24 protein-coding genes and 2 tRNA genes are annotated in these 20,821 nt (G+C 66.6%); 17 read left to right on the top strand and 9 right to left on the bottom strand.

Annotated features, from left to right (window positions below; all coding sequences use genetic code 11):
- The first annotated feature begins 36 nt into the window (after positions 1-36).
- Positions 37-1,383, top strand: a complete 1,347-nt coding sequence (locus tag EV651_RS08510; protein WP_133783825.1) for a hypothetical protein — start codon at positions 37-39, stop codon at positions 1,381-1,383.
- A gap of 13 nt (positions 1,384-1,396) precedes the next feature.
- Here EV651_RS08510 and EV651_RS08505 read toward each other — a convergent pair whose 3' ends face one another.
- From EV651_RS08505 to EV651_RS08495, 3 genes are read right to left on the bottom strand one after another with little or no spacing between them, the layout of a single operon-like run.
- Positions 1,397-1,954: a hypothetical protein gene (locus EV651_RS08505; RefSeq protein ID WP_133783823.1), complete on the bottom strand. Its 558-nt coding sequence runs from the start codon at positions 1,952-1,954 to the stop codon at positions 1,397-1,399.
- A complete protein-coding gene (locus EV651_RS08500; RefSeq protein WP_133783821.1) occupies positions 1,951-2,559 on the bottom strand; it encodes a hypothetical protein in 609 nt (202 codons plus the stop codon). Before EV651_RS08500 ends, EV651_RS08505 begins: the two co-directional genes overlap by 4 nt.
- Positions 2,556-3,191 carry a hypothetical protein gene (locus EV651_RS08495; protein WP_133783819.1) on the bottom strand — a complete coding sequence of 212 codons (636 nt, stop codon included), beginning with the start codon at positions 3,189-3,191 and terminating at the stop codon, positions 2,556-2,558. Before EV651_RS08495 ends, EV651_RS08500 begins: the two co-directional genes overlap by 4 nt.
- A gap of 364 nt (positions 3,192-3,555) precedes the next feature.
- Between EV651_RS08495 and gyrB the strand changes: the two genes are divergently transcribed.
- The 7 genes from gyrB to EV651_RS08465 all read left to right on the top strand — a co-directional run bounded on the left by gyrB (position 3,556) and on the right by EV651_RS08465 (position 10,802).
- Positions 3,556-5,616 carry a DNA topoisomerase (ATP-hydrolyzing) subunit B gene (gyrB, locus tag EV651_RS08490; RefSeq protein WP_238175382.1) on the top strand — a complete coding sequence of 687 codons (2,061 nt, stop codon included), beginning with the start codon at positions 3,556-3,558 and terminating at the stop codon, positions 5,614-5,616.
- 108 nt (positions 5,617-5,724) lie between these two features.
- On the top strand, positions 5,725-8,319 hold the full coding sequence (gene gyrA / locus EV651_RS08485) for a DNA gyrase subunit A (RefSeq protein ID WP_370352416.1): 2,595 nt from the start codon (positions 5,725-5,727) through the stop codon (positions 8,317-8,319).
- Positions 8,319-9,176 (top strand): DUF3566 domain-containing protein, encoded by an 858-nt coding sequence (locus tag EV651_RS42275; protein ID WP_238156745.1) that lies wholly within the window; start codon positions 8,319-8,321, stop codon positions 9,174-9,176. Before gyrA ends, EV651_RS42275 begins: the two co-directional genes overlap by 1 nt.
- A gap of 107 nt (positions 9,177-9,283) precedes the next feature.
- Positions 9,284-9,357 (top strand) — tRNA-Ile (locus EV651_RS08475).
- 39 nt (positions 9,358-9,396) lie between these two features.
- Complete coding sequence (locus tag EV651_RS42270) at positions 9,397-9,528, top strand: DLW-39 family protein (RefSeq protein WP_209696738.1); 132 nt, start codon at positions 9,397-9,399, stop codon at positions 9,526-9,528.
- 10 nt (positions 9,529-9,538) lie between these two features.
- Positions 9,539-9,611 (top strand) — tRNA-Ala (locus EV651_RS08470).
- 468 nt (positions 9,612-10,079) lie between these two features.
- Complete coding sequence (locus EV651_RS08465; RefSeq protein WP_238156744.1) at positions 10,080-10,802, top strand: tyrosine-protein phosphatase; 723 nt, start codon at positions 10,080-10,082, stop codon at positions 10,800-10,802.
- A 337-nt stretch (positions 10,803-11,139) separates the two neighbouring features.
- Here the strand turns inward: EV651_RS08465 and EV651_RS08460 are convergent, their stop codons facing one another.
- Together EV651_RS08460 and EV651_RS08455 are read right to left on the bottom strand one after the other, a co-directional pair.
- Positions 11,140-11,703 carry a dihydrofolate reductase family protein gene (locus EV651_RS08460; protein ID WP_133783812.1) on the bottom strand — a complete coding sequence of 188 codons (564 nt, stop codon included), beginning with the start codon at positions 11,701-11,703 and terminating at the stop codon, positions 11,140-11,142.
- 209 nt (positions 11,704-11,912) lie between these two features.
- Complete coding sequence (locus EV651_RS08455) at positions 11,913-12,578, bottom strand: DUF4241 domain-containing protein (protein WP_133783810.1); 666 nt, start codon at positions 12,576-12,578, stop codon at positions 11,913-11,915.
- 169 nt (positions 12,579-12,747) lie between these two features.
- Here EV651_RS08455 and EV651_RS43225 point away from each other — a divergent pair, with 169 nt between their 5' ends.
- Positions 12,748-13,323: a nucleotidyltransferase domain-containing protein gene (locus EV651_RS43225; protein WP_133783809.1), complete on the top strand. Its 576-nt coding sequence runs from the start codon at positions 12,748-12,750 to the stop codon at positions 13,321-13,323.
- A gap of 307 nt (positions 13,324-13,630) precedes the next feature.
- A complete protein-coding gene (locus tag EV651_RS08445) occupies positions 13,631-13,951 on the top strand; it encodes a hypothetical protein (protein WP_133783807.1) in 321 nt (106 codons plus the stop codon).
- 116 nt (positions 13,952-14,067) lie between these two features.
- On the opposite strand, the gene EV651_RS08440 is transcribed toward EV651_RS08445, so the two are convergent.
- Complete coding sequence (locus EV651_RS08440) at positions 14,068-14,448, bottom strand: hypothetical protein (protein WP_202870224.1); 381 nt, start codon at positions 14,446-14,448, stop codon at positions 14,068-14,070.
- 330 nt (positions 14,449-14,778) lie between these two features.
- Between EV651_RS08440 and EV651_RS08435 the strand changes: the two genes are divergently transcribed.
- From EV651_RS08435 to EV651_RS08425, 3 genes are all read left to right on the top strand, one after another.
- Positions 14,779-15,354, top strand: coding sequence for a dihydrofolate reductase family protein (locus tag EV651_RS08435; RefSeq protein ID WP_133783805.1), 576 nt, complete (start codon positions 14,779-14,781; stop codon positions 15,352-15,354).
- A gap of 211 nt (positions 15,355-15,565) precedes the next feature.
- On the top strand, positions 15,566-15,937 hold the full coding sequence (locus tag EV651_RS08430; RefSeq protein ID WP_133783803.1) for a YciI family protein: 372 nt from the start codon (positions 15,566-15,568) through the stop codon (positions 15,935-15,937).
- Between the two features lie 105 nt (positions 15,938-16,042).
- A complete protein-coding gene (locus tag EV651_RS08425) occupies positions 16,043-16,546 on the top strand; it encodes a DinB family protein (protein ID WP_133783801.1) in 504 nt (167 codons plus the stop codon).
- A gap of 3 nt (positions 16,547-16,549) precedes the next feature.
- Here the strand turns inward: EV651_RS08425 and EV651_RS08420 are convergent, their stop codons facing one another.
- Together EV651_RS08420 and EV651_RS42920 are read right to left on the bottom strand one after the other, a co-directional pair.
- Complete coding sequence (locus EV651_RS08420) at positions 16,550-17,197, bottom strand: esterase family protein (RefSeq protein WP_133783799.1); 648 nt, start codon at positions 17,195-17,197, stop codon at positions 16,550-16,552.
- Between the two features lie 5 nt (positions 17,198-17,202).
- Entirely contained in the window at positions 17,203-17,679 is a 477-nt protein-coding gene (locus tag EV651_RS42920; protein WP_166658539.1) for an NUDIX hydrolase, read from the bottom strand.
- A 105-nt stretch (positions 17,680-17,784) separates the two neighbouring features.
- Between EV651_RS42920 and EV651_RS08410 the strand changes: the two genes are divergently transcribed.
- Entirely contained in the window at positions 17,785-18,045 is a 261-nt protein-coding gene (locus EV651_RS08410) for a nucleoside triphosphate pyrophosphohydrolase family protein (protein WP_202870223.1), read from the top strand.
- Positions 18,046-18,106: 61 nt separating this feature from the next.
- Here the strand turns inward: EV651_RS08410 and EV651_RS08405 are convergent, their stop codons facing one another.
- Positions 18,107-18,583, bottom strand: coding sequence for an NUDIX hydrolase (locus tag EV651_RS08405; RefSeq protein WP_133783793.1), 477 nt, complete (start codon positions 18,581-18,583; stop codon positions 18,107-18,109).
- A gap of 89 nt (positions 18,584-18,672) precedes the next feature.
- Between EV651_RS08405 and EV651_RS08400 the strand changes: the two genes are divergently transcribed.
- The 3 genes from EV651_RS08400 to EV651_RS08390 are packed head-to-tail and all read left to right on the top strand — an operon-like array spanning position 18,673 to position 20,801.
- On the top strand, positions 18,673-19,455 hold the full coding sequence (locus EV651_RS08400) for an LLM class flavin-dependent oxidoreductase (RefSeq protein WP_133783791.1): 783 nt from the start codon (positions 18,673-18,675) through the stop codon (positions 19,453-19,455).
- Between the two features lie 58 nt (positions 19,456-19,513).
- Complete coding sequence (locus tag EV651_RS08395) at positions 19,514-20,128, top strand: FMN-binding negative transcriptional regulator (RefSeq protein ID WP_133783789.1); 615 nt, start codon at positions 19,514-19,516, stop codon at positions 20,126-20,128.
- A 34-nt stretch (positions 20,129-20,162) separates the two neighbouring features.
- Positions 20,163-20,801, top strand: a complete 639-nt coding sequence (locus EV651_RS08390; RefSeq protein ID WP_133783787.1) for an SDR family NAD(P)-dependent oxidoreductase — start codon at positions 20,163-20,165, stop codon at positions 20,799-20,801.
- Positions 20,802-20,821: the final 20 nt, after the last annotated feature.

Here is a 20,821-nt window from a genome sequence, read left to right as displayed (position 1 = left end):
CCGGGAGGACCCGGCCCTCGCCTAGGATCAGCCGCGATGCGTACGCTCGTTGACGGCTTTCGCGAGATGGTCCACCTGATCGGAGACACCTTCCGGCTCTGGTGGAAGAACCTCCTGCCCATGACCACCTGGTGGCTCGCCGGGTTCGTGGGGTTCACGGTGTGCGCACAGGGTGCGATCTGGCTGGCACAGCACCTGCACTCGAGTCTGGGCACCGGCCTGTTCGCAGTCGGCGTACTGCTGCAGATCACCGCGTCGGTCGGCATGATCCGGACCTGTGCGATGTCGCTCTACCGCTGGCGGGACGCGGCGAGCAACGAGGCCGAGGAGACGTCCGACCCGACGCAGCGCGGCCTGCTCGAGCTGCTCGCGGTCACGCTGCTGCCACTGGTCGCGGTCTGGTCGGCGTGGGGCTTCTTCGACGCGCAGGTCAGCCAGTTGAGCGCTTCGTTCCTGGTCCAGAACGGGATGCAGCCTGGCTCGTCCTTCTTCAAGGTCGGCAATCACAACTGGCACGGATACCTGCCCGCACTCGCCGTACTGCTGGTGCTGCGCCGGGTGTTCCAGGCCATCGACGACCGGTGGCCGAGTCGTCCGGTGAAGTTCGCCCAGGTCTGGGCCGAGGCCTTCTTCGTGCTGCTCACGTTCGTGATCACGCCGTTCGCGATCGGCCAGGGCAAGGAGTGGTTCAAGGACCGCTCCTTCTGGTACTGGTCGCTGAACTGGTGGGACGACTTCAAGGGCTTCTTCGAGAAGATCCACATCCCGATCCCGGCCGGTATCGAGTTCCTCTGGGGCTTCTTCTGGGAGTCCCTCTGGCCGCTGTTCAAGCTGGGCGTCGCCGAGCCGCTGACGTGGCTGGCGATCACCACCGTGGTCTTCGGTCACCGGGTGCTGTCGGGCGGCGGTGTCTTCCGGGGGACGCGGCTGGAGCGCCGGCTCGGTGCGCACGCCGAGCTGCAGCAGGCGCCGCAGCGTGGCCGGCTGGTCGGCCTCACCTACAAGGCCCCGGACCTGCTGCTGGCGGGCGTGCGGGAGAAGTTCTACCCGGCGATCAACGCGTTCCGCCTCCTGGTCCGGGTCGGACCGGTGTTCCTCGGCGTGGTCTGCCTCGTCTACACGTTCTGGGTGCTCGGCAACGACTGGGCGTTCGTGGTGTTCCAGCGAATGTTCGGCATCCACGGGATGCACTGGGGCCTGATGTACCACGAGATCGCCAACCTGATCCAAGGGCTGCTCTTCGAGCCGCTGCGGATCGCGCTTCTGGCGGCCGCCTTCGACCTGTGCATCTCGGTCGGCAACGAGCGTCGCGCCGAGGCAGCGGCGATCGCCGAGGCCAAGGCGCCGCCGCCGGCCAAGCAGCTGGTTCCCGCGAACGCCTGACCGCAGCCCGCGGTCAGGGAGTGATCAGCACCCGTCGGTGGAGGTAGAAGTCCTCGACGGTCAGGCCGATCAGGTTCGGTACGGCGCTCTTCGGGACGATGTAGACCTTGGCGACCTTGCCCGGCTTGTCGATCGTGAACGGGTGGTCGTCGTCGCCGCAGAAGGTCGGCAGCGGGTAGCCGGTCGCCAGCGTGTCGTCCCAGGTGTTGCCCTTGCTGTCCCGCAGCATCGCGTCACAGCTGAATCCCTGGTCGTCGAGGTGGAGTCCCTTGCGCGGCGTCACGGTGAGCGTGGCCAGCACGAAGATCGACCCGGCCGGTGCGTCGAGCTCGATCGCCTCGCCGTCCTCGTTCAGGATCGACGTGTAGGCCTTCATCGAGTCCAGTTTCCACTCGATGTCCTGGACCGTCACCGGACCCTGGCTGACGACCTCATCGATCCGGCCCTGTTTGTAGAGGTCCTCGTCATCGCTCAGATACGGCTGGACCACGGTGAACACACCCAGGCCCAGCAGGGCCACCATCAGCGAGATCTGAACGGCCAGCCGGCTGGCCCGGCTCGCGAGGTTCACGACGCCACCCGGGTGACGCTGTCGTCGACGACGTACTGGTCGACGGCGCCGTCGACCATCTGCTGGGCGATGGCCTCGGTCGGGACGCCGAGATCGACGCGGATCTCGGAGTTGTACACGTTGAAGAGCATGGTCGGCTTGAGTCTCAGGGTGAGGCCCTTCAGATCGGCCGGGTTGGCCTCGAAGACGACGGTCCCGGTGCTCGCGAAGCCGGCGTCGGGAAAGTCGATTCGGCTCTCGCTGGGCTCGCTGACCTTCTGGTACACGCTGCCCCCGTCGGTGATCAGCGTCGGGGTGAACGAATCGGGATCCTTCACGCCGCGGACGGCATCCCACTCGACCGCGACGAAGACGCCGTTGGTGTCGAACGGCTTGTCGTCGTCACTCGCATCGGCGCTGACGATCGACTTGGCGAACTTGATCCGGACGACCTTCATCGTCGACCCGCTGCCCGCGTACGGGAGCGCCTCACCGATGGTGCCGTGGACGACCTTCAGGTTCTGGTCCTCGCCGTACACATGGTCGGGACCGGCCAGCCGGGTCACCCCGCCGAGCAGGACGAACAGCAGGCCGACCAGGATGGTCGCCGGGCGGTAGAGCTTCATCGGTTCTTCCCGTCGTCGACGACAACGGTCGGCTTGAGCCGTACGACGGCCGCCGCATCCTCGTTGTGCCAGTACGGCTTCTCGTTCAGTCCGAGCGAGCCGTTGTCACCCTCGTAGTGCTCCTGGAGGACCCCGATCTCGACGACGTCGGCGGCGAAGTCCGGATCGACGTCGAACTTGGTGCTGCACTCTTCCGGCGGCAGCCCGTAGACCAACTCCCAGTTCAGGCCGCCCTGGCAGTCACCGCCGTTGGAGTCGATCAGGTCCTTGCCCCCGCCCGGAACGAACTTGAGCAGGCCGCCGCTCACCGACTCGCTCTTCTGTTCCTCGGTGTCGATGTTCTTCGCGGTGAAGTACACCCGCAGCGTGGTCTCAGCCGCGCTGTAGTCGGTCTTCGGCTTCCGGACGATCTCCGCTTTGGTGAAGTTGAACTCGAACCGGCCGGCCGTCACCGTCGCCGGGGCCTCCAGAGTCGGGACCGTGCGGCCCTTCTTCTCTTTCCAGCCGCCGGTGGCCAGCACCACCAGGGCGGCCGCCACGATGAGGGCGATCAGCAGCAACCAGATCCGCCGGTGCCGGTGAATCACCCGGTCGGCGATCATCGCGTCGATGACCTCGTCGAGACTTTCCACGGCTGCGATCCTAAGGGGCGGTGGGTGCGCGCCGGGCACCCGTCGTCCCGGCTCCGCCTCGTACCGCCTCGAACGGGCCTGAGCGGTCTGGACCGGTGAGTGCCGGAGCGGTCAGTGGCGAAACAGTCGGAGGCCACTGAGTGCCCGTGAGCGCTTTCTGGCCCCCCACCCGCGAGAGGGGACTGGAGATGAGGGAGAAAAGACGCCCTGAGGTGAGTTTCGGGCGGCTGGTGGCAGGTTCTGCTTCGGTCGACGGGTAGAATGGACGGAGTAGAGCGAGCCGCACCTCTGCCATCACCGTGGAGGGCGGCTCAACTGTGCCGCGATGCCTCGCGAACGCGGGGTCCGAGGAGGACAACAGCCGGTGACCGACGAGCCGACCGAGATCGACGCCAACCAGTCCGCCGACCCCATCGGCACCGCCGCAACCAGCGAGGAACTCCCCGCGTTGGTCGACGCCATCCCGTCGAACCTCGTTGAGCGCGAGTACGACGCGAGCGCGATCCAGGTGCTCGAGGGTCTGGACGCGGTGCGCAAGCGTCCGGGTATGTACATCGGGTCCACCGGTGAGCGCGGCCTGCACCACCTCGTCACCGAGGTGGTCGACAACGCCGTCGACGAGGCGATGGCCGGGTACGGCGATCGGATCGTCGTCACCCTGCTGCCCGACGGCGCGGTCAGCGTCGAGGACAACGGCCGCGGTATCCCGGTCGACATCGTCGAGTCCGAGGGCAAGCCGGCCGTCACCGTCGTACTGACGGTCCTGCACGCCGGCGGCAAGTTCGGCGGCGGTGGTTACAAGGTGTCCGGTGGTCTGCACGGCGTCGGTGTGTCCGTCGTGAACGCGCTGTCCACCCGGCTCAAGGTCGACGTGCGGTTGAAGGGCAAGCTGTACACGCAGTCCTTCACGCACGGCGTCCCGGACGAGGACCTCGCCGAGATCGGTACGTCGGAGTCGAACGGGACGACCGTGACGTTCTGGGCGGACCCAGACGTCTTCGAGACCACGACGTACTCGTACGAGACGCTGGCGACCCGGTTCCGCGAGATGGCCTTCCTGAACAAGGGCCTCGAGATCGTGATCCGGGACGAGCGTCCGGACCACACCGAGGACGGCCACCCGGTCGAGCAGTCCTTCAAGGCCGAGAACGGCCTGGTCGACTACGTGAAGTACCTGACCGGCATCCGCGAGACCGTGCACCGTGACGTGATCTCGTTCGAGGCCGCGGCCAACGGCGAGAACAGCATGAGCCTCGAGGTCGCGCTGCAGTGGAGCGGCTCGTTCCAGGAGTCCGTGCACACCTTCGCGAACGCGATCAACACGCACGAGGGCGGCACCCACGAAGAGGGCTTCCGGGCCGCCCTCACCTCACTGGTCAACTCGTTCGGCGAGGACCAGGGCATGATCAAGAAGAAAGAGGACAGGCTCACCGGTGACGACATCCGGGAGGGCCTGACCGCGATCATCTCGGTCAAGCTGGCCGAGCCGCAGTTCGAGGGCCAGACGAAGACCAAGCTCGGCAACACCGAGGTGAAGGGCTTCGTCCAGCGAGTCGTGAACGACCGGCTCGGCGCCTGGTTCGAGCAGAACCCGGCCGAGGGCCGCGAGATCATCCGCAAGGCGACCGCGGCGGCGAGCGCCCGGATCGCGGCCCGCAAGGCCCGCGACCTGGCCCGCAACCGCAAGGGCCTGCTGGGTGGCGGCGGCCTGCCGGGCAAGCTGGCCGACTGCCAGTCGACCAACCCGGAGGAGTGCGAGGTCTACATCGTCGAGGGTGACTCGGCGGGCGGCTCCGCGAAGGGCGGCCGGGACCCGAAGTTCCAGGCCATCCTGCCGATCCGGGGCAAGATCCTGAACGTCGAGAAGGCCCGGATCGACAAGGTCCTGCAGAACAACGAGGTCCAGGCGATCATCTCCGCGCTCGGCACCGGGATCCACGAGGACTTCGACGAGGAGAAGCTCCGGTACCACAAGATCGTGATCATGGCCGACGCCGACGTCGACGGCCAGCACATCCGGACACTGCTGCTGACGCTGCTGTTCCGCTTCATGCGCCCGCTGATCGAGCGCGGTCACGTGTACGCCGCGCAGCCGCCGCTGTACAAGATCCGCTGGAGCAACGGGCCCGACGAGCTCGCGTACACCGACCGGGAGCGTGACGGACTGCTCGAGGCGGGCTACGAGGCGGGCAAGAAGCTGCCCAAGGAGAACCCGATCCAGCGCTACAAGGGTCTGGGCGAGATGAACGCGAACGAGCTGTGGGACACCACGATGGACCCGGCCAACCGCGTGCTGCTGCAGATCACACTGGACGACGCGATCCGTGCCGACGAGACGTTCCAGACGCTGATGGGCGACGACATCGAGGCGCGGCGCAGTTTCATCCAGCGCAACGCCAAGGACGTCCGCTTCCTCGACATCTGATCTCGCCGCTGCTCACCGACGTACTGATCTGAACGGGACCTTTTCATGACCGAGACCCCCACCACGCCGGGCCACGACCGCGTCGAGCCCCTCGACCTGCAGACCGAGATGCAGCAGTCGTACCTCGACTACGCGATGGCGGTCATCGTCGGCCGCGCGCTGCCCGAGGTCCGCGACGGCCTGAAGCCGGTGCACCGCCGCATCCTTTATGCGATGTACGACGGCGGTTACCGGCCGGACCGCGGCTTCAACAAGTGCTCCCGCGTCGTCGGTGACGTCATGGGTCAGTACCACCCGCACGGCGACTCGGCGATCTACGACACCCTGGTCCGGCTGGCGCAGCCGTGGGTGATGCGGGCGCCGCTGATCCAGGGCCAGGGCAACTTCGGTTCACCGGGTAACGACCCGGCGGCCGCCATGCGGTACACCGAGTGCCGGATGGCGCCGCTGGCGATGGAGATGGTCCGCGACATCGACCAGGAGACGGTCGACTTCCGGCCCAACTACGACGGCAAGTCGCAGGAGCCGGTGATCCTGCCGGCCCGCTTCCCGAACCTGCTGGTCAACGGCTCGTCCGGTATCGCGGTCGGCATGGCGACGAACATCCCGCCGCACAACCTGCGCGAGGTCGCGGCCGCGGTCGACTGGGCGCTGGAGCACCCGGACGCGACCCGCGAGGAGCTGCTCGACGCCTGCCTGCAGAACATCAAGGGCCCGGACTTCCCGAACGGCGCGCTGATCGTCGGCTACAAGGGCATCGACGACGCCTACCGCACCGGTCGCGGCTCGGTCACGATGCGCGCGGTCGTCGACATCGAGGAAGACGCCAAGGGCCGGACCAGCCTGGTTGTCACCGAGCTGCCGTACATGGTCAACCCGGACAACCTGGCGCTGAAGATCGCCGAACTGGTGAACACCGGAAAGATGAGCGGCATCGCCGACATCCGTGACGACAGCTCGTCGCGGACCGGTCAGCGACTCGTCATCGTGCTGAAGCGGGACGCTCAGCCGCGCGTCGTACTGAACAACCTCTACAAGCACACGCCGCTGCAGGACACCTTCGGCTGCAACATGCTCGCGCTCGTGGACGGCGTACCGCGCACGCTCAGTGTGGACCTGTTCATCAGCCACTGGATCGACCACCAGATCGAGGTCATCCAGCGGCGGACCCGCTTCCGCCTGCGCGAGGCGGAGAAGAACGCGCACATCTACCGCGGATACGTGAAGGCGCTGGACGCCCTCGACGAGGTGATCGCGCTGATCCGGCGCAGCCCGGATGTCGACGAGGCGCGCACCGGCCTGATCCAGTTGCTCGAGATCGACGAGATCCAGGCGCAGGCGATCCTGGACATGCAGCTGCGCCGGCTGGCGGCCCTGGAGCGGCAGAAGATCATCGAGCGGTTGCAGGAGCTCGAGGCGATCATCGCCGACCTCGAGGACATCCTGGCCAACCCGGTGCGGCAGCGGTCGATCGTCAAGGACGAGCTGGCCGAGATCGTCGACAAGTACGGCAACGAGCGCCGTACCGAGATCATCGCGGCCGACGGCGACCTGTCGGTGCAGGACCTGGTGCCGGACGAGGACGTGGTCGTCACGATCACCCGCGGCGGGTACGCGAAGCGGACCAAGACCGACCTGTACCGGACGCAGAACCGCGGCGGCAAGGGTGTCCGGGGTGCGCAGCTGCGGGCCGAGGACGAGATCAGTCACTTCTTCGCCACAACGAACCACCACTGGATGCTGTTCTTCACCACCAAGGGCCGGGTCTACCGGGCCAAGGTCTGGCAGCTTCCCGAGTCCGCGCGGGACGCTAAGGGTTCGCACGTCGCCGGCCTGCTCTCGTTCCAGCCGGACGAGGAGATCGCGCAGGTCCTGACGCTGCGCGACTACGAGCAGTCCGACTACCTGGTGCTCGCGACGAAGCGGGGTCTGGTCAAGAAGACCGCCCTGCGGGACTACGACTCGGCGCGGCAGAGCGGCATCATCGCGGTCAACTTCCGCGAGGAGGACGACGAGCTGATCGGCGCCGACCTGGCCACCGCCGAGGACGACCTGCTGCTGGTGTCCCGGAAGGGCCAGTCGATCCGCTTCACCGCGAACGACGAGCAGCTGCGACCGATGGGCCGGGCCACCTCCGGCGTCACCGGGATGAAGTTCCGGGCCGGCGACGAGGTGCTGTCGATGTCGGTGATCCGGGCGGGTGCGGACGAGGACTCGCAGTTCGTCTTCACGGTCACCGACGCCGGGTATGCGAAGCGCTCGAAGGTGTCGGAGTACCGGCAGCAGGGCCGTGGCGGTCTCGGCATCAAGGCAGTCAAGCTGAACGACGAGCGCGGCTCACTGGTGGGCGCGATCATCGTCGTCGAGGAGGACCAGGTGCTGGCGATCAAGGCCAGCGGTCAGGTCGTCCGCAGCCGGGTCGACAGCGTCCCGGTCAAGGGCCGCGACACGATGGGCGTCCGGTTCGCCGGGGTCGGCGAGTCCGACGCGGTGGTCGCGATCGCCCGGAACACCGATCTGACCGTCGTCGGGGAGGAATCGGAAGCGGCCGAGGAGGGTACTGTCGCTGAAGGTGCCCAGAATGTGGACGGATCGACAACCGAATCCACCTCTCAGAGCGTCCAGTCTGATGACGAGCGTTCGACGGATGTGGACGGCGCGGCTACCGTCGAAGGCGACGAAGCCGGCCAGGAGGGTGACTGATGACCAACCGCGCGAGGCCGACATGGCCTGAAGGTGCGGCCGACAGCTCCAAATCCCAGCGCACCGCGCAGGGTGGGAAGCCGTCAGCTGCCCCGGCCAACCCGGCTTCCAACGGTCGTTCCAACGGCGTTCCCAGCGCCGGCGGCCAAAGGACAGGTACACCGAACGGCCAGCGGCCGTCCGAGTACCGCCCGCAGGCACGCCCCGGTACGCCGGGTGTCGCGCCGGTGCGTCCGCAGCAGCCGGCCCCGAGTACGCCGGGCCGCCCCGAGCCGTGGTCGCCCCCGTCGACAACCCCGCCCGCCGCCGGCACCCCGTCGTACGACGGGAACGAGGCGAAGACCGAGTCGTTCGGTGACCGGATGAACTCGGCGCGTCAGGCCGTCCTGGACAAGGCCGCCGCGGTGAAGTCCGACAAGGCTGACCGTGCCGAGGCCAAGCAGGAGCGGCAGGCCGAGAAGGACGCCAAGGCGTCGGGCCGGCCGCAGACGCGCAAGGCGCGGCTGCGGATGTCCCGGATCGACCCGTGGTCAGTGATGAAGACGGCGTTCCTGCTGGCGATCGCGTTCGGGATCGTCACCTGGGTCGCGGTCTTCATCGTCTGGTCCGCGATCGGCGCGGCCGGGGTGTTCGACAACATCAACTCGACCGTCCAGGAGGTCCTTGGGACGCCGGCGGGCGAGCCGTTCCGGGTCGAGAACTACATCAACACCGGCAAGGTGATGGGTTTCACCACGCTGCTCGCGTGCGCCGACGTACTGATCATCACGGCACTCGCGACCCTCGGATCGTTCCTCTACAACATCGCCGCCACGCTCCTCGGCGGCCTCGAAGTCACGCTGGCGTCGGAGGACTGACCGGGATTTCGTGCTCCGGCCGGGGCTGCTGTGAGCCCGGCCGGAACCGGTTTGGGAGTAGGGCACTTGGTGCGGTAATCTCTCCCGGGTTCGACACCGCAGTACGCGGGCCTATAGCTCAGACGGTTAGAGCGCTGCCCTGATAAGGCAGAGGTCACTGGTTCAAGTCCAGTTAGGCCCACCCTCACGTTGTTTCGCAGCCAGATCCGAGGAGTCTCCAGTGCTGAGAAAGTTCCTGCTGGTGCTGCTGGCCGGCGTCGGTGGATACTTCGTGTACAAGAAGACCCAGCAGTCCCGCGCCGAGAAGGACCTCTGGGCCGAGGTCGCCGACCCGGTAACCCCGGGCCACTGACCACCCCAACGGGGGCGTAGCTCAACTGGCAGAGCACTGCCTTTGCAAGGCAGGGGTTAGGGGTTCAAGTCCCCTCGTCTCCACTTCTGTGCGTACTGTGGTCGGCCCAGCGCGGTGCTACGGGCGGCTCCTCCGTCGCCGTCCTCCGCGCCGCTCCCGCCCACCCGCGCTTAGCGCGCGTCGACCGCCCGTCACCACGCGATCGCGTACTGCTCGAGCAGCTCGTGAAGCCCGGACCCCCCGCGCCGGCTAGCCGCATCGCCGACCAGACCACCGACGTACGGACCGCGGGGCTGCTCTCCCATCGGACGGCCGTCGCAAGCGGTACGGGCAAGCTGTCCGACGGACGGGAGAGGTGACCAGCGAGTCTTCCGTCTTGGGCGGCGCCGGACTCGTGGTGATCCGGCGGAACGGCGAGTTCTCCCAATCCATTTTTCGTAGTTTTGGGCCGCAACTTCAAGACTTATGTTTCGGCGCGCAGCGGCGCAGACTCGTGTCCGCACAGCTGACGACTCCGCGCTCGGCCGGCGGAAGGAAGAGGTCCAACAACTGTGACCGCACCCCTGCATCTGACGTGGCCCAACTGCCTCAACGTCCGCGATCTCGGTGGTCTACCCACGAGTGACGGTCGCCACATCGGTTCTGGCGCGTTGATCCGTTCCGACAACCTTTCACGGTTGACGGAGGCCGGCGTCCAAGCGGTGCGGGAGGCTTCTGTGAGCCGCATCATCGACGTACGGACCCCCGCGGAATGCGACGGTGACCCGTCACCCTTCGCATCTGAGCCTCTCTACCGCAACATGCCGCTCTACAACGCAGACGATCCCTACGATCCGACGCAGAGCATCGACCAGCAGTATGTGGCGATGCTCGACCTCCACCCCGAGCTGTTCGCCGCCGCAGTCGGGGCGATCGCCGATGCACCCGGCGGTGGAGTCGTCGTCCATTGCCATGCCGGAAAGGACCGTGCCGGGACCGTGGTCGCACTGGCTCTGAGCCTCGCCGGCGTACCGACTGAATGCGTCGCCGCCGACTACGCCGTCCTGGACGACCGCATGCGCGATCACTTCGACGAACAGCTCCTCCTCATCGACGATCCCACCGAGCGGAGCCATGTGGCTGAGTCCTTCACCGCCCGGCCGGAGACGATGCTCGCAGCCCTCAAGCACCTCGAAGACAGGTATGGCGGGGTTGAGCCGTACCTGCGTCACGGAGGCCTGAGCGACAACCAGGCCAACGCGCTAAGAGCCCGACTCATCGAGCGACGGACCTGACAGTAGGGCAGGTCCGTGCCCGCTGCGTGCCCAAGCCAGGAGTCGACAGCGGTAGGTAGCGAAGGGCCCTTGCAAGACAGGGCTTTGGGGTTCAAACCCTCTCGTCTCCTCCAAGAGTCGGTGCTTCCGAGCAACCGACTTTCGTGCGTACGGCGGTCCGCCCGCCGCAGCGCTCCGGGCAGACTATGGTCAGCCCGGACGCGGTGCTACGGGCGGCTCCTCCGTCGCCGTCCTCCGCGCCACCCACCCACCCCCGCGCTTAGCCCGCGAATACGCGCTATCGCGCGTCGACCGCCTCGCACCACGCGATCCCGGGCGAGGACGAGGACTGGCGAGCTCACCGCCTCGTCTCGTACCTGGTCATGACCACGTCGCCGGGAAACGTTCGCGTCTCCACCAGGTTCAGGTTCAGCCAGCTGTCCAGCGTGGTGAAGAAGGGTGTGCCGCCGCCCACCAGCACCGGATGGGTGACGATCTCGTACTCGTCGACCAGCCCGGCCCGCATGGCCGCCCCAGCGAGTGTGGCGCCACCGACCCTCATCGGCTCGCCGTCGCCGGCCTTGAGTCGGGTGATCTCCGGGATAGCGTCGCCGGTGACCAGGCGGGTGTTCCAGTCGACCTTGTCGATCGTCGAGGAGAACACCACCTTCGGCGTGTCCCGCCAGTTCCGCGCGAACTCGATCTGCGCCGGGGTGGCGTCGGGCTGCTGGTCGCCGGTCGGCCAGTGGGAACTCATCGCCTCCCACAGCTTGCGCCCGTACAAGAACAGCCCGATCGCCACCTCCCGGTCGAGCCACCACTGAAACAGCTCGTCGCTCGACCCGCCCCAGCCGATGTCGTCGCCGGGCGCGGCGATGTAGCCGTCCAGGGTCAGGTTCATGCCGTAGATCAGCTTCCGCATGGCGCCACGCCTTTCTGTCAGTCCGGCGGGCCTTTCTCCGGCCGCCCGTCACTCCTACTACGAACGCCTCACCCCGGAACCGACAGGTCATCGGCAGAACTTCTCACGAGGCTTCACCGTCCCCGCCTCTACGGCAGTCGCACTTGCTGGGACGGCGCCGATGAGCTCCTTTGACTCCGGGTATGGACCGGCCGGTCCGACCTGGCGGGTCAATTGCGGTTCAACGCCGGACCAACTCGACCCGTGCTGTGGTTCAGCAGCTCCAAGTCGACCATCACCATTGCGACCCTCTCAGAGGCGTCGCGCCCGATTCGGATCGGATAGAACCCATCGCCCATACCGCAGCTGATGAATACAGCGGCTGTCCCACCTGAGGCGTCGGGAATGGCTGCGAATCCGGCATCGCTGGCTTCGCCTAGAGCGGCGTCGACCCGGTCCTCGTCCTCACTAAGCAGCGCGAGCAACTCTCGCTGGGAAGCGTCGTAAAAACAGGCCGTTCCGGCGTCGACACCGATTCCAAGGACCTTGCCATCCGCTCGCTCGTCGACCCAATCCCACTTAGCGACTGGGTTGTCGCTGATTTTGAGTGTGGCCGCCGTTACGGTACGGCGAGGTCGGTGAGTCTCCTCGGTCGAGGGCCATGCGACGACGGAGAGCAATATCGGGTAGGTACCTGGAGGCACCTCGGCGACCACCGGCCGAGCATCATCGAAGCTGTCGAAGTAAGCGGGATCTACGGCGACGACCCGACCTGTGGCAAGGTCCAGATGGCAAACCTCGGCAACCTCTAGCGTGGATTCGTGCCCCTCGCGCCATTGATGGCGCGCTCCCTGTTCCAGGAGTGCCTCGGCATCCAGCCACTCATCAAAAGCCATCCGCCCACCTCCCTAGTGGCGCCTCAAGCTACCAGGACAGTGCGCGGCCGTTCCGGACACGGAGGATTCCGCTGGGGTGGTTTCAGGGGTGCCGCGGTGGGGCGGTAGGTGTAGCCGTTCTTGGTGAGGATCTAGCGGGTTCAGTGGTTGGTGAGAGGCGAAATGGGACATGGTCCTGGAGCCACGGGATGAGCGTGGCCAGGTCCGTCTGTTGCTTCTGGAATCGGCAGGCCGTCGTAGACCACAGCTGACTGAATTTGCTGCGCCGCCCGACTCTCCGATCCTGTCGGTCGGGCCCATCTGCGAGGCTGTCTGGGTGAGTGCACGGTTGAAAGGTAGGCGGCTACGTGCGGAGGCGGCGATCGACGGCATCACCGCCTGGGCGCAAGTGCAGACCGACGTTCAGGGGCTCGCCTTGGTTGGTTCGTACGCATACGGTCGGCCTCGGATGGCGAGCGACGTGGACATCGTCCTGGTTACAGCGGACAAGGACCGCCACATCAGTGGAATGGAGTGGGCACATTCCATCGACCGCAGACCTCGACTGATTCGCTGCCAGGACTGGGGTCCGCTCACGGAGCGGAGGACTCGCCTCAGCAGCGGGCTCGTTGTCGAGCTAGGGGTGGTCACCGAGGAGTGGCTTTCGACTCCTCTAGACCCAGGAACCGCGAAGGTCCTTCGCGATGGGTGCCGCGTCCTGTACGACCCGGAGAACCTCTTCGGTAGCGCCCTCCGCATGCTCTAGCGAGAACTGGTCGAGTCCCACGCCCAGTGGGTCTGCCGGTGCCCTCAACCCGTTCCCTTACACGCCTCCGCGCTGAACTGCTCGTACGACAGCACGGTATCCACGTCTCTGTCCTTGGCGGGGACGTAGGTCTGGGTGACTACTTGACCGGGCTTGAGCTTGGAGAGACGTTCCAGCGTGAACTCAACATGCCACTAGGGGCGGGCCGGCCAACGCACGGATCTTCCGATGTAGAGCCGTGACCCGACGCGCGTTTCGGGCCTGTCGAGCTGCTGTGCGAACGTCGATCGTTGGTACTGTCCCGTCCGTGACTACGAAGGTGCGGGTCCCTGGCAACGCGCTCGCTCTTGGGGGATGGCGAGGTCAGATGGAGATCCTCGGTGACGTTCTTCGAGTAGTCGGCGAGGATCCAACGAACCAACTCGAAATAGATTGCGCCCAGGTGAAGCGCTGCTCCTTCAACTCGAACAACGGGCTCTGGGCCTTCCGCATGAAGGACGGCAAGAAGCTCTATCTGCAGACGTCAGGCCTGATCCTGTCGGCGGACCGAAGTGAGGCTGGGCGGGCGGCCACCGAGTCGATCGCGGGGCTGCTCGCGAAGCACGGCGTACGCGGCTTCTCGGTCTGACCTGCTCGTCCGATACCCGCCCGGTCTCTGTCATCGCGGCGGGGTACTCGCCGGCGTCATCTGAACTGGTCGAGTTCACGCTCAGGAATCCGACGCAACGCCAGGTGGCAGGAGCGTCAGGTGGGGGTGTCCCACTCGTAGTAGTCGGGGGTTGGGTCGACCTTGAAGCGGACGGCGTTGATTGTTTTCAGGCCGTTGATCCAGGCTTTGGAGATTCTGTGGCCGCCGTCCATCAGGCGGCCGTCTGCGGACAGGATGACTGGGTAGCTGAGGTCGGCTTTCTGGATGAGGGCGGCGTGGCGGGCGACCATGCGGCAGGTGACGGGCCGGCCGCCGAACCAGCAGTCCTGATCGAACTCCGGGATTGCGTCGATCGGTACGGATTCGACCGGAAGACCTTCGGACAGCTTCCAGAGGCGTTCGGTCAGGTAGAAGGCACGGCCGCCGGGCACGGGACGTGAGTGCTTTTCAGGCATCGCACCATCATCACGCGTCAAGTCGCTGGCAGCCTGCCCTTTTACCTGCCTAGCATGCGGGCATGCCGGCACCAGCGAGGTACGTCGTTGCGGTTGACTCGGGGGTACTCAGACAGGTAGCTCCCCGGATGCTGAGGCTGCGGTATCTCGGCTGGCTGAGGAGGTTGCAGTTGCCGCGCTCGGTCCGCTCCGTGCTGCGGCGTTGATGGCGTTGGAGCGCGTCGGCGTACCTCGCTCTCCCCAACTCGTCAGGCGATTGCAGACATCGACCGGTCCCGGTGTCGAATTGCGCGCGTCTTGATCGACGCAGTGGTGAGCAACAGTCATTCAACGTCTTCTGAGGAGTTCATCATGTCGCAGGACGACCGCAACGACAGCCGAAGCCAGCGCAAGGTTGTCGGGGGCTACTTCGTAACTCTCGATGGGGTGGCTGAGGCTGCTGATCGGTTCCTGACCGGTTGGGACGACGAGGTGGATGCCAGAGGCGCCGAGCTCATTGCCAACCAAGACACGATCATCCTCGGCCGTCGCACCTACGACGAGTGGCTGGGGTTCTGGCCGCGCAGCGACGTCGAGCCGTTCGCGTCCTTCATCAATTCCGCTCCCAAGTACGTCGCAACGTCGACTCCGCTCCAGGGCGACTGGGCCAACTCGAGCGTGATCGACGGTGACCTGGCCGAATTCGTGAAGCACCTGAAGACCCAACCAGGCGGCGACATCGGCATCCACGGCAGTATCTCGGTCACCCAGACGCTGCTGGCTGCCGGCCTCGTCGACGAACTCCAACTCGTCATCGTCCCGACCATTGCCCCGGCCGCCGGCCAGAAGAAGCTGCTCGACAACCTGCCGCCCATCCAGCTCGAAACGATCAGCAGCAGCACGACGCCGAGCGGCTACCTGTTGGTCTCCTACCGCGTACTTCGCTGACCTCATCCAGCGCACTGCCGATGTCCACAGGCTTCCCCACAGCCGTGAACAACCAAGCTCTCAGCGCAGTTCGGTCGGTCGTACGCTGAGTCACGACCTGCATCTGATCCGGTCGGGAAGATTTGTTGTGGGATGGTGTCGGATCGGGGCGTTGGCGTTCGTGGAGTTGGTGTGGCGACCGTTGGGGTCATCGCGCTGAGAGGAGACGGCAGTGGCTGAGTATCTGATCGCGTTCAACGACGAGTGGGTGCCGGATCAGACGGAAGAGGATCTGCGCACCAAGAGTGCCGGTGGGAGGGCGGTGATCGCGGAGATGGAGGAGGCCGGGGTCTTCATCTTCAGCAACGGCGCGCTCGACGCCTCCACCGCGATCTGCAGCGTCGCGGCGAAGGACGGCGAGCCCATCTTCAGCGACGGTCCGTACGTCGAGACCAAGGAGCACCTCGGTGGCTTCGCCGTCATCGACGTACCGGACGACGAGACGGCACGCTACTGGGCCGGCCGCCTCGCCGTCGTACTCAACTGGCCGCAGGAGGTCCACCGCTTCCCCAACCGCTATCGCCACGACCAGCCGACCGCCTGAACCTGCGCGGGTGGGCGAGCCCCCCGCTCGCCCACCCCGCTGCACTGAGCCGGCGCAGGTACAACTCGCTGGTCAAGGTGTCGGGCCGTCGGTAGGGTCGCTGGAATGTCGGTCTGGAGTGTGCCTGAGCGGGTTGAGCCGCCGAACGATCCGGTCGACGAGCGGGCTGCGCTCGAGGATCGCCTCGAGTTCCAGCGGACCACGCTGCTGCTGAAGTGCGGTGGGCTGACGCCGGAGCAACTGGTGCTGCGGTCGGTGCCGCCGTCAACGATGTCGCTGCTCGGCCTGGTTCGGCATCTGTCCGGAGTCGAGGCCTGGTTCCATGCGTACGACGGCCAACCGGATCACCTGTACTTCTGGGACTACGTGCCGGGGGCGGCAAACGGATTCGACGTCGATGTGGCACGCGCGGCGGACGACCTCGCCAGCTATCAAGCGAGTGTCGCCCGGTCGCGGGCTGCGGTGGCAGGTCTCGGGCTCGACGAAGTGAGTCCTGGCGAGGACTACACGCTGCGGTGGATCTACCTGCACATGATCGAGGAGTACGCGCGCCACAACGGCCATGCGGACCTCCTCCGGGAGCGCATCGACGGCGCTACCGGCGAATAGCTGTCAGCTTGTGAAGGCCCAGGACGCCATGAGGGGGAACTCGGCCCGCCAGAACGGGTCGCCATGGTCTCCTTCGCGTTCGGTGATGATTACGTCCACGTCGGCGTCGCGGAGGGCGTCGGCCCAGCGCGTGGCGTTCTCCATGAACCAAGGTTCCAGCGTGCCGGCGACCAGGTACGCGCGTGGGAGCGGGCTCGGCATGACCTCCGGCGGCCGGTAGCCGCCACCAGGTGAGGCGGCGAAGATCGCGCCGTAGATGTCCGGGTGCCGAACGCCCGTGGCCAGCGCGAGTTCCGCGCTCGCCGAGACGCCGCACACCGCGGTCCGTTCGGGCGGCAGAGCGACGCCGAAGCGGGATCGCACCCAGTCGCGGACGTCCTCGACGAAGAACTTCTCGTGCGCCGCGAACCGCTCCTCGTTGAACGACGGCGAGTACTCCTCGATCCGCACCATCTCGTCCGAGTCGTCCGTACGGTACGCGCCGACCACCATCGTCGGAGGTACGTCGGCCTGCTCGAGATCCCCGCCCCACTGGGTAATCAGTTGACCGTCACCCGCGAACACGATGGCTTCCGGCGGATCCGCCGGCACGTAAACGGCCACCTGCCGCCCACCGTCGTACTCGAACGTCTCGGTGACGAGTTCTCCCATTGACCTCACCGTTCCAGTGGGCAAAGCGTCGCGATGGCCGCGTCGATCGGGTACAGATCGGTCAGCAGCTCGCCTGGGTTCCACCAGAAAGCCTCCGACATCTCGTCGTTCGGTGCGAACGGCTGGGGCGTGTCGACGTACCCGCGGTAGATGGCGAGAAACTCCAGCCGGTCGTCAGGGGCGACCCGGATCTTCACCACCCCGGCGAAGTCGAGGGAATCCGCACGCTGCCCACTCTCTTCGTCGAGTTCCCGTACGGCGGCCTCACGAGCCGACTCCCCCGGGTCGATCATGCCGCCGGGCAGCTCCCAGGCCTGATGGAACCGATTGAAGACCATCAAGCACTTGTGACCCCACCAGAGCACAACCAGTGAGGCGGTCAGCGGCACGGAGGGGTCCAGCGTGCTGAGGTCCTCTTCACGGAGGCGGTCGAAGGTGAGGAGTGCTGAGCCTTCGGTGTTTTGGACCGGGAGGGCGTGCATGGGCATGAGTGTTGCAAGACTGGGGATGTGAGTGAAATGGATTTCAGGGGTTATCAGCAAGCGGCGGCGCGGACCGGTGGGGTGGTTGCGACCGATCATCCGATCGTGTATCCAACCTTGGGGTTGGTGAACGAGGCGGGCGAGGTCGCCGGGAAGGTGAAGAAGATCTTCCGCGATCGGCAGGGCGTGATCACCGACGCGGACCGGCAAGCGTTGACGCTCGAGCTCGGTGACGTGCTCTGGTACTTGTCCGAGCTGTGCACCAGGCTCGAGATCCGGCTCGAGGACGTTGCCGAGCACAACATCGCGAAGCTTGCCGACCGGGCGTCCCGCGGTGTCCTCGGCGGCGACGGCGACCTGCGCTGAGTTTCAGGGCGGGAAGCTGTCGGCCGCTGCCTGCACCTGATCCACGAAGGGGAGTCTAGGGCTAATGCTCGATCAGGCCGCCGGCTTGGACGGGTGGGACGTGGCCGGTGGGTGGGCGGGACTGGGACAAGGCGATGCCGATGTCGACCAGGGCGGCGCGGCGGAGGGTCGGGACGTCGGTGATCGGGGTCCAGACCGATTCGGCGGTCTCGCCGTTGGGTTCGGGGCGGGTGGTGCCGGCGGTGATCCGGACGGCGTAGAAGATGCCGATGTTCTGGTGATCATCGGGCCCGGGACGACGCCGTACGGCGGCCGGCACGATCCGCGAGTCGACCCCCAGCAACCGCTCGACGACCGACTCGTACCCCGTCTCTTCGGCGACCTCCCGCGTCACGGTGTCGAACGGATCCTCACAAGGCTCGACACCACCACCCGGCAGAGTCCACCAACTCCCATCGCCGTACGGCGAGACATATCGCGCCAGCAGCACCCGCCCGTCGTCGACACACACCGCGTACGCCGCCACCCGTCGACTCATCCCGGGACCCTAACCGGCCTGCAGTCAGGTGAGAAAACCTCCTTGGCGCACACCGGAATAGGTTCGTTGGGGTTGAGGTTGGGGCGGGTATGACAGTTGAGATCGGGGTCATTCTGCCGACGTCGTCGCCGGATCCGGCGCGAGCGATTCTCGGGGATGTGCGGGAGAGTGCGCGGTACGCCGAGGAGATCGGGCTGGACTCGGTCTGGTCGACGGATCATCTGATCGCGAGTGCGCCGATGCTGGACAGTTCCGTCGTACTGGCGACCGCGGCCGCGGTGACCGAGCGGATCACGGTCGGGTACAACGTGATGTTGCTGGCGTTGCGGCCGGTTGCATGGGCGGCGAAGCAGATCAGCACGTTGCAACTGGTGTCGAACAACCGGCTCGTGGTGGGAGTCGGGACCGGCAATCCTGCGCACGGTGACATCGGCTGGCGGGCGGCCGGTGTCGAGTTCGCCGACCGCGGGCGGCTGACGGACGAGGCCCTCGCCGTACTCCCGGACCTCATCGCGAGCAAACCCACGACACTCGGGACGGACCTCGACGTGTCGATCGCGCCCGGGTCGCCGGTGCCGCCGATCATCGTGGCCGGGAACGGTGTCCGGGCGCATCGGCGGGCGGCGGCGTACGCCGATGGATGGGCGACGATCGCGGCGACGCCGGCCGAGGTACGGACGAACCTGGAGCGGATCAACGAACTTGCCGACGGCAAGCAGTTGAAGGCGACCGTGGTCGCACCCCAGCTCGACGGTGACCCGCTCGAGCAACTGGCCGCGTATGAGGCGGCCGGTGTCGAGCGCATCATCCTGCCGCCCACCGGTGACTGGCACGACGACTACGACCGGGCCGCAGCGCTGAAAGCGGGCTGACGAAACCCGCAGGAATTGGACCTGTCGAGGGTTCGCCTGGGTGGGGAGACTGGATCTCATGTACGTTCCTGCGCACTTCGCCCCTGACGACGAGGCCGTTCTGGAGTTGCTCGCCCATCACGGGGCAGCGGATCTGGTGACGATGACGCCCGACGGTCTGACGGCGACGATGCTCCCGTTCATCCACGATCGCGAGCGGAACGTGCTGCTCGGGCACCTGGCGCGGAACAACGAGCACTGGCGGCTGCCCGTGATCGGCGATGCCTTGGTGATCATGCGCGGACCAGACGCCTACATCTCCCCGACTTGGTACGCCTCCAAGCGCGACCACGGCCGCGTCGTCCCGACCTGGAACTACATCACCGCCCACGTGCACGGCACGATGACCGTGTACGACGACCCTGCCTGGGTGGAGAACGTCGTACGGCGTTTGTCGGACCATCACGAGGCGGGCCGGGCGGAGCCGTGGTCGGTGGACGATGCGCCGGCGAAGTACGTCAGCGGGCAACTGCGGGCGATCGTCGGCGTCGAGATCGGGATCAAGCGGATCGAGGCCAAGTTCAAGCTCAGCCAGAACCGCCCGGCCGCGGACGTCGACGGCGTGACCGACGGTCTCCGGGCCGATGGCGACGACCGGTCCGCCGCAGCAGTCGCCCAGCACCGCCGCCCTTGACCTTGACCTGAAGGGCAAGGTTTACGATCCCGTCATGTCTGGGATTGTCGTGGTGGGAGTAGGTCCTGGGATCGGGCTCGCGGTGGCGCGCCGGTTCGTCCGGGAGGGGATGAGCGCCGGGCTGATCGCGCGCTCGGAGGCGACGGTGAAGGCCGCGGCCGAGGAGCTCGGGAGTGCCGACGTACTGCCGATCACGGCCGATGTGACGGATGAAGCCGGCCTGTGTGCCGCGCTCGATCGGGTGGTCGAGGTGTACGGCGTACCTGAGGTGGTCGTCTACAACGCCGCACTGATCCAGCCGGACCGGATCGGCGACCTCACCGCCCAGCAGCACCTCGACGCGCTGGCGGTGAACGTGGTCGGCGCGATCACCACCGCCGCTCACCTCGTGCCCGCGATGGCCGAGCGCGGCAGCGGGTCGTTCCTGATCACCGGCGGCATGCCGCTGCCGAAGCCCGACTACGCGAGCCTCTCGCTCGGCAAGGCCGGCGTCCGCACGGTCGCCACCCTCCTCGATCAGCAGTACGGCGCGGCCGGCGTCCACGCCGCGAGCGTCACCGTCAGCGGCGGAGTCTCCCCCGGCAGCGGCTGGGACCCGGACGACATCGCGAACCACTACTGGCGCCTGCACACCCAGACTCCTGCGGAATGGATCCACGAGATCGTCATCTGACCTCTTGTCGTATTGTTCAA

It is taken from the genome of Kribbella sp. VKM Ac-2571 (assembly GCF_004362255.1).
In the GTDB taxonomy this organism is placed as follows: domain Bacteria; phylum Actinomycetota; class Actinomycetes; order Propionibacteriales; family Kribbellaceae; genus Kribbella; species Kribbella pratensis.
The sequence above is the reverse complement of the archived record's forward strand: the minus strand, read 5'-3'. Positions and strand labels throughout refer to the sequence as shown.